A 13,540-nucleotide genomic window follows, 5' to 3' on the forward strand; every position below is an offset into this window, starting at 1 on the left:
CGACCTCCTACAGGGTGTACGTCCCGCCCAGGCGGATCTTCATGCCGGGCATCGGGTAGTAATTAGCATAGTAATACTCGGTATCCAACAGGTTGTCGATGGCAGCATACACTTCCAGTTTCTCCATCACCTGGGCCTTGACGCTGATATTCATCAAGAAAATTGACGGATATGCCTGTTGGTATGTCGCTCCCAGATATTGCCCGTCGAGGGAGAAGGTAAACATCTTGAACACATAGCTTGCCGAGAATTTTGCGGTGTGCTTGCGGATGCCGCTCACCTCGATTCCATCATCGATGGTCTGCCCATAGGACAGGTCATAACTTTGGTTGAGCAGGTAACTCGCGGTAAGGGAAAGACCTTCAAGAGGCGTGACCGTAATGGCTTGTTCGGTGCCGAAGTACACGCTGTTTGCGATATTCTCTGGCCAAGATTGGGATGTTGTCGCGTCATACCCGGACCAACTGATCGCATCCACCATGTATTTGGTGAACACAGAACCTTCATAGGTGAGGTTTTGGGTTTTGTAGGTAACCCCCGCTTCTCCGTTCACCCCTCTTTCCTTCTTGAGATCTGGATTCCCATGCATGCCCCATGAGTCTAATACCCAGTACAAGTCACTGAATGTCGGCAGGTTTTCCGCATAACTTACCGATGCTGATACGGAGAGTGGAGACGAAACGGTATACACCGTACCAAGCGAGGCATTGGCAAGGAACGTGTTTGGCGATGTCGCATATCCAAGGTTTACGGCTGGATAGACGCCAAGTTTTCCATCAAGGAAATAAAAGGCGCCATTTGCGTATGCATGAGGCTCGATGCGGCTGTGCGTTCCGACGACATTGCTGTCGACGAAATCGATTGAGAGCGTCTCGCCCGTTTTGATATTGGCATTCTCTCCCAGGGACCATGATTCCTCAAACCCAAGATTTCCTTTGTGTTTCATATGTCTGCTATCGATTTGAGAAGCCGTAGTATCGTGATACCACAGCGGGGTGAACAGGTAAGAAAGAGAAGCTTTGATGTTGGAGAAGGTGATGGTATTATTCGTTGAAAGCGTCAAGGTTTGCTGGTAATTGTCTGGTGTGAGATAGGTATTCCATGAACCATAAGAGTAGCCATAACCGCCCGGAACGCGATAGTACTGATAGGAGATGAGGTTATCTGACTGATAGCTGATCTTATCGGTAATCTTTCCATTGAGGTTGATCATGCTGTGAACATCGGTCAAGCTGTTGTTTTCCCTGAGAAGACGTGCGCCTGTTTCGGGATGGCTGTACGTATATCCGTTCTGAGCATAGGTTCCCCCTACCGTTGCAAGCAGGCTCAGCTTGTCACTGAACGTGTTGGAGTAGGTGACATCCAGCTTTTGGCTGTCAACCAACGATCTCCAGTCCTGGTTGGTGGTGGTGCCATCAGTGTACGTCTTGGGAAGGAACGAACCATTCTCAAACGAGATGGTCGTGGTGGGTTTGTCCTCTGTGGCTTTCTTGGTGACGATGTTGACGATGCCGCCGAACGCTACTGCTTTGCCAAGGTTGCCCGTTCCATTCTTGATGATTTCGATGTGGTCGATGGCCGAGACGGGGATGGTGGTCAGGTCAACCGTTCCTTGGTGTGCCGTATTGAGCAGCTCTCCATCGAGATACACAAGCGTTTTGTTGGAACTGAATCCTCGGACGCTCACCGTTTGGGCTGCGCCAAGCGCACCCGTTGAATTGTAACTTGTCCCGATGGCTTTGCCGATCAGATCCGCAGTGGATTCGGCGTTGTATGCCGCGATCTGTTCACTGGTGATCACCGTGACGGTGCTGGCGGTGTTCGCCTGGGCGTCACTGAGTTTTTCTTCGGTCACTTCAAGGGGTTGTGCCGTGCCGAGATCCGTGTATTGTTCCGTCGCCGCGAACGCCAAGGTCGCAGAGAGGGCCAATACCAGTACGAAAAAGAAACCGCGCTTCTTCATAGAAGGCCTCCTGGTGAAATTTGCCGGCTTCTTGTGGGGAAATAAGGATAAGATGATCGCTGTTTCTTTCTCCACGAAGAATGCAAATCTGGAGACGTCTCCTGGCTTACGGCGTTTCCTACTCCGAACCCTTCTCATCCCAGTGGACAATGGATTGTTCGTTTCGTACCGTTTACAGTGGCGGGACCGCCGGGGATTCTCACCCCGTTCCGTGATTCCAGACCCAGCTGGGTTCAGTATGGGGAAGCGTGGCGGTTTGGTCAATCTGGCAAGGGATACGTGTTCTCTGTTATGATAATGGGGAAGAAGGAGCGACTATGAGTCTGCATATCGGAGCGAAGGATGGGGCGATCGCAGAGAAGGTATTGTTGCCGGGGGATCCCCTCAGGGCGAAATACATCGCAGAGCAGTTTCTGGAGAATCCTGTCTGTTATACCACCATCCGCGGAATGCTGGGGTTCACCGGAACCTACCAGGGAAAACGGGTCAGTGTGCAGGGGACGGGGATGGGCATCCCTTCCATTTCGATCTACGTGAATGAGCTGCTCCAGTCGTATGGCGTCAAGCGCCTCGTCCGGGTGGGGACATGCGGTGCCATGACAAAAGGCCTCAATCTTCGTGATCTGGTCATCGCCAACGGCGCGACAACGGACAGCGCGGTGAACCGAGAGCGGTTCGGATCGATCGCCTTCGCCCCGGTTCCTGATTTCTCCTTGTTGATGGCCGCCTACACCGAAGGAGTGAAGCGGAACATGCCGGTACACGTCGGACAGGTGTTCACCAGCGACTTGTTCTATGATGACCACCTGAAGGAAAAGACCGATCTCCTGGCGTCCTATGGCGTGCTTGCCTGTGATATGGAAACGGCGGAACTGTATACCTTAGCGGCGAAATTCCATGCCCAAGCGCTTACCATCATGACGGTCAGCGACTCGCTGGTCACCGGTGAGGCCGTGCCGCCCGCAGAGCGGGAGACGACGTTCCGTGACATGATGCGGTTGGCGTTGGAGATTATTTGAAAGGAAAGGGAAGAAGGAGTTTCGATTGTGTTCGGATCGGACTTTGAAAAATCTTGTGATATTCCATTTTCCTGCGGTCATACTGGAGACAATTGCTGGAATTGTCCCCAATAAGAGGAAATCAAAAACATTTTCCAGATTTGTAAGAAGTTTATATCATCATGTATGATATGTAGTTGATTGCGTCTTGGAAAAAGTGCATGAGTTTGGGTCCGGAAGGATTTGAACCTTCGACCCAAGGATTATGAGTCCTCTGCTCTAACCGCTGAGCTACGGGCCCGGAAAACTCCGCGTATGTATGTATAACGGTTTGCGCTGATCTTTTCAAGGCGAAGGGGGATTTCACGGAAAAAACATTGGTGAGGAAGGCCTTGATGCGTTATGATACAGACCAGAGGTGGTTGTATGCATAAACGGTTGACGCTGGTGCTGGTGTTGGTTCTGCTTGGTGCGATGGTGTTTGCCGCCGGGGACTGGCGGTACGTGTTCTGGAATCTTGACCAGCATCCGGAAATCCTCGGAGGATTCCTTCCCACCCAGATCGGCATGGGCGCCGGTTGGAACGGGCTCCACTTCATCCCTGACCGCCGCACGGAGATCCAAATGCTTGCCGGTGGCGGGTACTACCAACGCAAGATGTGGCAGAATCCCACCAATGGCCTTCCGTTGGAAGAGGATACAAATCCTCTGATCTACGACGTCATGGAGTATGAGTGGCGCCTTCGTTTCTCCCAAGGGTTCCTGCCTTCCAACGTGGAAGGAAAAGATCTGTGGACGGTGTACGCCGGCTACGACGGGTTCTTTACCCGAACGATGGACTCCATGGTGACGGGAGCGTCAAGATCCAACAATGGAACGCATGATGTTGCTTCTGTTGCGGATTGGTTCTCTCGTACCGTCTTACTACCGCGAACAACGCCTATTACACCGACATGGGGGATTCTCTCCTTACCGTGTTCTTTGCCGGGATCAAATGGGACCGGATGGATGACAAACAGACCACCCAGGATGGCATCTATTCCGACCTGAAGGCGGAATACGCGCCGCGGGCGTTGAACAGCGCACTGGATGGGACGGCGGAATACTACAGCGTCACCAGCAACACGGTGGTGGCCAAGACGTTGTACGCTTTGGATAACGGAAAAGGAAAGAACCAGTTCTCCATCGTCGCGGTGGACCGGGTCCATTTCAACTGGACGGATGGGGATGCGGTGCCGATGAAGGCGCAGAAGTCCATTACGCTGGGACGTATCGTGCGGGGGTTCAACTCATTCTCCTACAACTATCAGTTCACATCGGTGAACAACTTTGACCTTCGTTTCTGTGGCCCGGAAGTCATCCCCAACATAAAAGGGATCCTGCCGCGGATCAACCTGTTCTTTGATGCCGGCTATGGATTCGGAAACTACCTGAACACCGATGTATGGGGAGAACAGTTTCTCTCCTCCACCGGCGTACAGGTCACGGTTTCGTTCTTTGATTTCATCGACCTTGGCCTGCAGTACTCCTATCTGTTCACAGGAACAAACTTCGTGCATTACGGAGACAACCTGGTGATGAGCTGGACGTTCTTCCTGGATTTCTGAGCGCAGGAATATGCTCCATCGAATGAAAGATCGGCTGGCGCGTTTTTTCAACAATAAGCCGATCGTCTGGAAGTTCATCGTATTGGTCGCCTGTATCGACGCGTTGGGCTGCTTCATCACCGGTGACATCTACTACCGGTACGCCTCTCGGACGATCCTGCAGAATTCCTCGGACAGCCTCTCCCGGGAGACTGCCATCGTGGGGGATTACCTGCAGGAAAAGGGCTCGATGCTGCTGACCTCGCTGTTCAGTCTGGTTACCAACAACACGCTCCAGAACAGTGTCTCCCAGTATTGCTCCGCTCCGACCGGAGAGAACACCACCCGGTTGGTCGCTGAATTGAATGATGACTTGAAACAGACGACGTTCATCAACGGCGGATTCCTTCGCGGCGTGGTGATGTTCATCAACAACCAGATGTTCTATGATTTTTCGCTGGCGCGAAAGAAACCGGTGGATTTTTCCTCTACGGATTTATACCAAACGTTCCAGCACCAATCAAAGGGATATTATCTGGGGTTTCCCGCGATGGAGGACCCCTTTTTCATCAAGAATGGAAACGTCATTCCAATTGTGTTCCGTTATGAGATGCACGAACAGGAAGTGTATGTGGTGGCGTTGGTGGAACAGTCGTATCTTACCTCGTATTTGGAGTCGTATCGTGATCTGACCTTTTTCATCGCCAATGGGGACGGCTCCCCGGTGATTCCCTGGGGGTCGGTGTTTGATGGCGTGGTCGGGAAACGGGTGAATGGGAGTGGAGACGTTTCCACAGAGAAACTCAATGGGGAACGATATCTTGTCTCCAATACGACCATCCCGGCGTTGGACTGGCATGTGGTGGCCTTTCAAAGCACCCAGGCGATGGTGGAGAAACAACGGGGGTTGATGCTGTTCGTCATTGTGATTCTTGGGTTGATCAACGCCGTGGGGCTCGCCGTCGTCATCGCGATGAGCCGGACCATCACCCGACCATTGAATCAACTGGTGGCGTTGATGGAAAAGCCTACCGAGGAGCGGTTCTCCTCCAGTTTCGAGTATCCGTATTCCAATGAGATCGGCAAGCTTTCCTCCCGGTACAACACGATGATGGAGGAGATCAAAGATCTGGTGGCCCAGCTGAACGAGAAGATTGAGGATTTGAAAGAAGAGGAAGCTCGGGTGCAGTGGGAGGAAAAACAGCGGGAACGGGCGGAGTTCAACGCGCTGCAGGCGCAGATCAACCCACACTTCCTGTACAACACGTTGAACTCAATCTCGTGGCTTGCCATGGAGCACAAATCAGAGGAAGCGGCGATGTTGGCAACTTCGCTGGGACGGTTCTATCAGATCAGCCTGAGCAACGGACGGGAATTCATCACCGTGGGGGAGGAACTGGACCATGTGATGCACTACCTAACCATCCAGGGTAATCGGTTCAAGGATGTGTTGTCTTCTGCCATCCAGGTGCCGGAGGAAATGAAGGCGTACAGCATCCTGAAGATTTTGCTGCAACCCCTGGTTGAAAATGCCATTACCCATGGGATAAAACCATTGGGAAGACAGGGGCATGTCGTGGTTGCGGGAAGTGAGATGAACGATCAGTTGGAATTCCGAGTGATGGATGACGGAGTAGGAATCTCCGCGGAGCAACTTGAGGTGATCAACGCCCATCTGGAAGCGGGCTTGGCCGATGGCTCCCAGGGATACGGGATGTTCAACGTGAACGCCCGGATCAAACTGACCTATGGGAGTGCCTTTGGCGTCCGATTGGAAAGCACCGTGGGCGCCGGGGACGATCGCCATCGTCCGGATTCCCAAGCGTTCTCCCCAAGAGGAAGTAAGATGATGCGCATCGTAGTGGCGGATGATGAAGTGGAAATCCGGCGTCTGGTGATCAACAACCTCAACCAGACGGGCCGGTATATGGTGGTTGGGGAAGCCGGTACGGGTGAGGAAGCGCTTTCCGAGATTCTCCGGACCAAGCCGGACGCGCTGGTCACCGATATCTGCATGCCCCACATGGATGGACTTGAGTTGACCGCAGAACTGGTTCGTCGGGAGATCCCTATCCGGGTGGTTATTGTCAGCGGGTACGATGATTTCACCTACGCCAAGAAGGCCATCACCTACGGGGTGGATGATTACCTGCTCAAGCCGTTTCTTCCTTCGGAGCTGTACACCGTGCTGGATGCCATCGCGACCAGTCTGGCACAACGGCAGTACTGCAACCTGGACCGTGACGCAGCCCGGAAGAAGTTCCTGCAGGTCCTGGCCACCGAAGCGATGGACGCGGCGAAGATCAAGGAAGGACTGACTTCCCTGGACATCAATCTGACCGGCTACTATTACGTGGCGGGGGTGTGCCGCAACTATGGGGACACCTGCCTCTCGGATGAACAGGCCGAGCAGCTCTGGTCCGCTGTTTCCTCATGGTTTCCCCAGGTGGAACAGACAGGCTTGCATTGCCAGGGGTTTCTCCTTCCCAACCGGCAGTTCGCTTTGGTTTGTTCCTTTGAAGGAACCCAGGTGGAAGCGTTCCGTACGGCGTTGGAGGGTATGATCTCCACGCTGTCGGCGAAGATGGAGCGGCAGATGTGCCGGAAGCTGTGGTGTGGGTTCAGCGAGTTTTATACCTCGCTGACCAAGACTCCGATGGCCAAGGAACAGGCGGAACGGGTGTGGAAACAGTACTACCGGTTCACCCGCTTCTGCCGCTTCTTTGATGAAGCCCACCCGGAGACGCTGGAGGAAGATCGTATCCGTGAAACCATGAAGGCCGCCATGGAAGTGGTCCGTCAGAAGACCTTGACGGCCGATGAGACAGTGTTCGGCAGCATCGAGGTGGTGTTCCAACAGCTCTCCTCCCTTGCCAGGATTGACATCAATGCCATGGAACTCCAGCTGACCGGTTTTCTGCTCAAGGTTTCTTCGTTGATCCACGAGGAAGGCACAGGAACCGGAAGCGCCCAGGAGATGCGGCTGTTGGATTACCTCAGGCATGGGGATTCCTTTGGCAGCCTGTACGAGGCCCACGAGATCCTGTGCGGCGCCGTCCGGCAATATCTGGACAAACGGGAACGGGACAGACGAAGCGCGCCGCAGATCATCGTGGCGTTGGTGAAGAAAAACATCGGAGAGCATCTGGCGGATACCGATCTGGATGTCCGCAAGGCCATCGAAGGTTTGGATTTCAGCGAGAGTTACATCCGCCATGTGTTCAAGCAGACTGAGGGGATGAGCATCAAGGATTATCTGATCAAAACCCGGATGGAGGCGGCGAAACGGCTTCTTGCCGACTCTACCACAAAAGTCCAGTATGTATCCCAGCAGACCGGGTTCAAGGACCAGTGTTATTTCTCCCGGGTGTTTTCCGAGTACGCTCACTGTTCTCCTACGGAATACCGTGAAACAGCAACACGCACGAAAAAGCCGTTTTCTCCATAAAACACAATCGTTTCCCCAATGTACGGTTTGGTCAGGCGGTCTACGCTGAAACTACCAACTTTCAAAAAGGAGAGGGATATGAAGAAAGTGATTTTGGGCGTGCTGTGCTTCTGCATGGCTGTGTCGTTGGCGTTCGCCGGCGGCGCTTCGGAATCCACTTCCGGTACGGATCAGGCTTCCACGAAGAAGACGGTGGTCCGTTTCTGGACGATCGACCGGCATGACGCCGCCTTCTGGCAGCCGAAGTTCGATGAATTCAATGCGACGAATACCGATAACATTGAGGCGAAGTATGAGATTTACTCGGACAACTACATCGCCGCGGTGGATATGGCGTTCCAGACGGGAGAAGCCCCGGACATGATGAAACTGGATGTTGGCTTCTACAACAAGTACCTGGCGCAGGGCAAATTCGAAGACCTGTTCCCCTACATGGATGACGACACCAAGGCGATGATCCAGACGGTGTTGTTCAAGGGGTACAACTACATCGATGGAAAATGCTACTACGTTCCTACGGGCAACTCCTGTTTCCGTCTGTTCTACAACAAGGCGATCTTCGACCGGCTCGGCCTGAAGGTCCCCACCACGCTGGATGAGATGGTCCAGTGCGCAAAGACTATTACGGAAAAGCTCAGCGGAGAGGGAATCTACGGCTTTGCCTGCAACCTGAAGAGCCCGACCAGCGGTTTGAAACGGTCGTTTGAGCCGATGAGTGAGCTTTCGTTGGATTTGGCGCTGGGATTTGATTTCTCCACCGGCAAATACGAGTTTGAGCGTCTGAAGCCGATTGTCAGTGCCTGGAAGGAAATGATGAAGTACGCCTTCCCCGGATGCGAGTCGCTGGACATCGATCCGCTGCGCACCCAGTTCGCAGCCGGAAAGATCGGTATGTACATTTCGTACACCCATGCCGAGCCTGGCGTGTACGCCTCCCAGTTCCCGATGGCCGATGGCCAGGATTGGGGCTGCGCCTACATCCCCATCCTGAATGGTGAGTATCAGGGGAAGTCCAACTTCACCGCCACCCCGGCGTTCCTGATGAACTCCGCCAGCAAGAACAAGGATGCCGCGTGGAAAGCGTACAAGGCCGTGATCCTCAATCCGGTCAACCTTCGCCAGCACTACGAGCAGGGCTATGGCATCGGTTTGATCCCCGCAGCCGTCAATGGCGCCGTACCGGGAAAGAAGTACCAGGAGTATCCGGCGTTGCTCAGAAGTGACCATGATTCGTTGTGGCCGTTGACCCCGACAGAGAAATACCCCCAGGGTATCATCATCGAAGGGTTGAGCTACTACGATACCATCGCGTCGTTGATCGCCGGTCAGGGGGATATCGACAAGGGACTTGCTGATCTGTCCAACCGATACAACACCGCCTATCAGAAGGCGATCAAGGATGGACTCGCAACGGATCTGACCATCGCGGGATTCACCAGCAGGGATCTTTGATTCCTGTCTCTTCATTCGGAAGGAGGTCGCTCACGCAGATGCGTGGGCGATGCCTTCCTGCTTCTTGAGGTTATCATGCAGACAAAAACACTGAGAAAACTCCGGGATTCCCGTGAAGCGTACAGCTTGTTGTTGCCAAATCTGATCCTGTTCGGATGCTTCACGTTGTTTCCCGTCTTCTGGACGCTGAAATTCATGTTCTACCGCTACGGCGGCGCGGGGACGACACCCGTCTTCATCGGACTCCAGAACTTCGCCCGGGTACTCCGGGACAAGCTGTTCTGGTCGGCGGCGTTGCACACGTTGATCTACGCGTCAGGGAAGATCCTCATCACCATTCCGCTTTCCTTCGCGCTGGCGTATATCCTGAACACCAGACTGAAAGGGAGGGGCATGTTCCAGAGCCTGGTGTTTTTGCCCACCATCATGAGTTCGGCGGTCATGGGCTTGGTGTTCTACCTGCTGTTCAATGTGTACAACGGAGACGTCAACCGTTTTTTGATGGCGGCCAAGGTCATCAAGGCGCCGATAAACTGGTTTGACAAGGATCATGCGATGATGACGTTGATCCTCGTCGCTGTCTGGGGAGCTTTGGGAAACTACATGGTCTATTTCATCGCAGGTCTCCAGCAGATTCCCACGGAGACGCTGGAAAGCGCCGCGATGGATGGCGCGACGGGATTCAAACGCCTGTGGTACATCACCATCCCGATGATGGGACCGGTGGTCAAGATCATTTTGATGCTCGCCATCGCCAACGCGTTCAACGACATCAACATAGTGCTGGTCCTAACCGAAGGCGGGCCGTACAACTCCACCATGGTGATGACTCTGTACGCCTACATGTTCTTCTTCCCGGTTTCCAGTTCGACTATCCCGATGACCCAGTATGGGTATGGTGCCAGCGTCAGCTTCTCCTCTGCGGTGATCGCCGCTCTGGTGACATTGCTGTTCTTCCGCTTCTCCAAGAAATTGGAAGACATTTATTGAGGTGACTGACATGGTGGAAACAAAGAAAAACAACTTCCTGTACTATCTGCTCAGTTACTTGTTCGTGCTCCTGATGGTCTGCTTCACCTGCTATCCGATCCTGTACACCATCATCGGGTCATTCAAGACCAACGCGGAGCTTACCCAGGGTGGCCACTTCTTCCCCAAAACCTGGCACCCGGAGAACTACGCCAGGGCATTGGGGGAGGGAAACTTCCTCCGTTATGCGCTGAACAGCATCATCGTCAGCCTCTCGGTGATGGCATTGGCCGTGGTGACCACGTCGATGGCAGGTTATACGTATGCGCGCAAACAGTTCATCGGCAAAAAGGTGTTGCTCTGGCTGTACACCTCGTTGGTGTTCATCGCGTTGGGCGCGGTGACGTTGTATCCTACCTACCGGATCCTGATGCTGACCCATCTGAACAAATCGTTGCTTGGCTTGATCTTCGCCTTGGTCGGTGGTCAGATTCCCAACGTGCTTCTGGTGATGGGCTTCGTCAAGACGATCCCTTCATCCATCGATGAGGCGGCGATTATCGACGGGTGTACGCCGTATGCGGTGTTTTTCCGGATCATTTTGCCACTCCTCAAGCCAATCTTGGCCGTGGTGGCGTTGTTCACGTTCCGCTCGTCGTGGAACGACTATTTGATCAGCTTCATCCTTTCCATTTTCTCACCGAACATCAAGACGTTGACGGTGGCGGTCGTCCAGCTGAAGTACGCCACCAACGCCGCGGCGGAATGGCACATCATGCTGGCCGGCGCGTCGCTTTCCATCATCCCGATTCTCATCCTGTACACCTTCGCCCACAAGCAGTTTATCGGTGGCTTGACGGTGGGCGCGGTAAAGGGCTGAGCGGGCAAGAAGGAGCATGGTATGATTCAGTTCACTGAGGCGCAGATCAAAGATTTCCGGAGCAGGGGTGACACAAAAGATGCGATGGTGGCGTGGCTTCGTGGCGACACCCGGTTGGTCCGGGAACACCAGCTGGTCATCCCCCAGACGGGAATCGCCACATGGGAGTTGTTTTATTTCTGTCCGGATTGTTCCGTTCACTTGACCTTTGATATCGACAAGCCGGAGGACTATGAGTGTCCGCACTGCCACAAGGTGTTCCATGGCGAGCCGTACCGCGGTGCCTGGTGGCGGCAGGTCAACACGGTGAACTTCGTCGGTGCGTACCATCTGGGGTTGCTGTATCTGCTGACGGAGGACCATACCTACGCGCTCCGGGCCAAAGAGATCTTGTTGGGCTACGCCAAGGTGTATCCCAGCTACCAAATCCATGGGGACATACCCTACAACAACCCGGGAAAAGCGAATGCCCAGACGCTCTGTGAGGCGATTTTCCTTCGCAATTTCGCCTGTTGTTATGATTTGATCGAAGACACGCTGACGGAAGAAGAGAAGCGTCTCGTCAAGGAAAACCTGTTCCGCCCCGGTTCCGAAGTACTGATGAAGTACCGGAAGAACCATCTGCATAACCATGAGGTGATCGTCGATTCCTCACTTGGTGTGCTTGCGTTGATCCTTGATGACAAAAAAATGCGGGATTTCGCCTTGTACGAGAAGTATGGCCTGTACTACCAACTGGAGCACGGCATGCTTGACGATGGTTCGTGGTTCGAGTGTTCCACCTGCTACCATTTCTTCGCCGTGCAGAATTTCTTTGATTGGGAGCAGTTCGCCCTGAATACCCCATACGGGAACATCCAGCATCCCAACTACCGGAAGATGATCCTGTTCGCCCTGCATCTGCTCAAACCGGACTACACCTTCCCGTTGTTGAATGACAGCCAGTTGCACCAAGGGAATCTCAATGCCTATGGGTTGTTTGAGTTCGCCTACGCCCAGTTCAAGGATGACCAGCTCCTTCGGGTGCTGCACATCATCTATCAGACGTCCTCCCGGTGCGATCTGCAGTCGTTCTTCTACGGGGTCAGAAACCTTCCCTTGGGGGCTGCGGAACTTTCCCTTTCCGATTACCACGATGATACGGGGTCCGGCCTTACCGTCCTGCATCAGTCACGGGATCAGTATCTGGTGTTCCGCCATGGCCCATTCGGCGGTGAGCATGACCATTACGATCGGCTGGGCATCTCCTACGCCTGTGAAGGCCAGCCGGTGTCGGAAGACATGGGGACGACGGGATATGGCGCCATCCTCCACTATGACTACTACAAGAACACCGGAACGCACAACACGGTAATGCTGGATGAGGAGAACCAGGCGCCATCCAGGGGGAGGGTGCTCCGCTATGAACCGTCTCCATCGGGGACATTGGTGGATGCCCAGGTGAATTGGGATGGTTCGTATCAGGTTCCGGATTCGTTCACCATCCGCCAGTGGAGCGAGAATGCCTACCGCGGTGCGAAGATCCGCAGGCAGTTGCTGTTCACCGATGCCTATCTCGCCGATGTGATCGTTGTTTCCTGTCCTGAGGAACGGAAGATCGACAACGTGTTCCATTTCGGGGGAACAAGGATCTCCGGGGTGCCTGAAGGGGCTACGGAGATACAGATGGAGTCGGTACTGAGCAAGAAGAAACCGTTCAGCCATCTTTCCGATGTCACACGGTTTTCCTTTGACCAGATGATGGAAACGCGTTTTGCCGTAGGCGATGTCCAGACCGAGCTGTATTCTTTCCTCCCGGATGGGGAGACGGTGTATGCCCAAGGCCTGGATAATCCGTCTACGAGGAAGATTCCGTTCTTCGTGGAACGGAAGAGGGGTACGACGGCGTTGTTCGTCCATGTGCTTTCCAGCCACAAGGGGACCACGCCGTTGATCGATGAGGTGTCGGTCCGTTTTCATGGACGTGATGTCATCATCATCGTGGATGGCGCCTCCCATCGGTTTGAGGGCTATTGCCTTTGAATTTCAGAGAACGGGGGGCGAATTTGCCCCCCGTTGTTTCATTTGCCATGAACAGAAGATCATCATGATCTCTGCGCAAAGGACAGGGGAAAGCATTGCGTCTTTTTTCCTATGGACAAACACTCATTCTTTACTTGCAAAAAATGTGTTTTCCTATTAGGTATTCTTACCAATAGAGGATGAAGCGCAAGGAATTGTGAGTGATGTGCATCTGTTGCTTGG

General features: G+C 53.7%; 9 protein-coding genes, 1 tRNA gene and 1 riboswitch. Of the genes, 8 read left to right on the top strand and 2 right to left on the bottom strand.

Features of this window, described 5'->3' with window-relative positions:
• Positions 1-7: 7 nt before the first annotated feature.
• Positions 8-1,963, bottom strand: a complete 1,956-nt coding sequence (locus LKE28_05805) for a TonB-dependent receptor (GenBank protein MCH3907756.1) — start codon at positions 1,961-1,963, stop codon at positions 8-10.
• A 73-nt stretch (positions 1,964-2,036) separates the two neighbouring features.
• A riboswitch (cobalamin riboswitch) is annotated at positions 2,037-2,205 on the bottom strand.
• 75 nt (positions 2,206-2,280) lie between these two features.
• On the opposite strand from LKE28_05805, the gene deoD reads away from it, so the two are divergent.
• Positions 2,281-2,982, top strand: coding sequence for a purine-nucleoside phosphorylase (deoD, locus tag LKE28_05810; protein MCH3907757.1), 702 nt, complete (start codon positions 2,281-2,283; stop codon positions 2,980-2,982).
• Positions 2,983-3,189: 207 nt separating this feature from the next.
• On the opposite strand, the gene LKE28_05815 is transcribed toward deoD, so the two are convergent.
• Positions 3,190-3,262 (bottom strand) — tRNA-Ile (locus LKE28_05815).
• Positions 3,263-3,387: 125 nt separating this feature from the next.
• On the opposite strand from LKE28_05815, the gene LKE28_05820 reads away from it, so the two are divergent.
• The 7 genes from LKE28_05820 (at position 3,388) to LKE28_05850 (ending at position 13,318) form a co-directional block, all read left to right on the top strand.
• Positions 3,388-4,011, top strand: a complete 624-nt coding sequence (locus LKE28_05820) for a hypothetical protein (protein ID MCH3907758.1) — start codon at positions 3,388-3,390, stop codon at positions 4,009-4,011.
• On the top strand, positions 3,915-4,568 hold the full coding sequence (locus tag LKE28_05825; protein MCH3907759.1) for a hypothetical protein: 654 nt from the start codon (positions 3,915-3,917) through the stop codon (positions 4,566-4,568). The genes LKE28_05820 and LKE28_05825 overlap by 97 nt, the downstream gene beginning before the upstream one ends.
• A 22-nt stretch (positions 4,569-4,590) precedes the next feature.
• Positions 4,591-7,995, top strand: coding sequence for a response regulator (locus LKE28_05830; GenBank protein ID MCH3907760.1), 3,405 nt, complete (start codon positions 4,591-4,593; stop codon positions 7,993-7,995).
• Positions 7,996-8,073: 78 nt separating this feature from the next.
• Positions 8,074-9,447, top strand: a complete 1,374-nt coding sequence (locus LKE28_05835) for an extracellular solute-binding protein (protein ID MCH3907761.1) — start codon at positions 8,074-8,076, stop codon at positions 9,445-9,447.
• A 75-nt stretch (positions 9,448-9,522) separates the two neighbouring features.
• Positions 9,523-10,437 carry a sugar ABC transporter permease gene (locus LKE28_05840; GenBank protein MCH3907762.1) on the top strand — a complete coding sequence of 305 codons (915 nt, stop codon included), beginning with the start codon at positions 9,523-9,525 and terminating at the stop codon, positions 10,435-10,437.
• Positions 10,438-10,447: 10 nt separating this feature from the next.
• Positions 10,448-11,296, top strand: coding sequence for a carbohydrate ABC transporter permease (locus tag LKE28_05845; protein ID MCH3907763.1), 849 nt, complete (start codon positions 10,448-10,450; stop codon positions 11,294-11,296).
• A 21-nt stretch (positions 11,297-11,317) separates the two neighbouring features.
• A complete protein-coding gene (locus LKE28_05850; GenBank protein ID MCH3907764.1) occupies positions 11,318-13,318 on the top strand; it encodes a heparinase II/III family protein in 2,001 nt (666 codons plus the stop codon).
• Positions 13,319-13,540 lie beyond the last annotated feature (222 nt).

This window comes from Sphaerochaeta sp. (assembly GCA_022482495.1).
Classification (GTDB): Bacteria; Spirochaetota; Spirochaetia; order Sphaerochaetales; family Sphaerochaetaceae; genus RUG023.

Excerpts from the sequence above, each read along its gene's own strand:
- LKE28_05805 (MCH3907756.1), bottom strand. The coding sequence starts at position 1,963 with ATGAAGAAGCGCGGTTTCTTTTTCGTACTGGTATTGGCCCTCTCTGCG.
- LKE28_05820 (MCH3907758.1), top strand. The coding sequence starts at position 3,388 with ATGCATAAACGGTTGACGCTGGTGCTGGTGTTGGTTCTGCTTGGTGCG.
- LKE28_05825 (MCH3907759.1), top strand. The coding sequence starts at position 3,915 with ATGGGGGATTCTCTCCTTACCGTGTTCTTTGCCGGGATCAAATGGGAC.
- LKE28_05835 (MCH3907761.1), top strand. The coding sequence starts at position 8,074 with ATGAAGAAAGTGATTTTGGGCGTGCTGTGCTTCTGCATGGCTGTGTCG.
- deoD (MCH3907757.1), top strand. The coding sequence starts at position 2,281 with ATGAGTCTGCATATCGGAGCGAAGGATGGGGCGATCGCAGAGAAGGTA.
- LKE28_05845 (MCH3907763.1), top strand. The coding sequence starts at position 10,448 with ATGGTGGAAACAAAGAAAAACAACTTCCTGTACTATCTGCTCAGTTAC.
- LKE28_05850 (MCH3907764.1), top strand. The coding sequence starts at position 11,318 with ATGATTCAGTTCACTGAGGCGCAGATCAAAGATTTCCGGAGCAGGGGT.
- LKE28_05830 (MCH3907760.1), top strand. The coding sequence starts at position 4,591 with ATGAAAGATCGGCTGGCGCGTTTTTTCAACAATAAGCCGATCGTCTGG.
- LKE28_05840 (MCH3907762.1), top strand. The coding sequence starts at position 9,523 with ATGCAGACAAAAACACTGAGAAAACTCCGGGATTCCCGTGAAGCGTAC.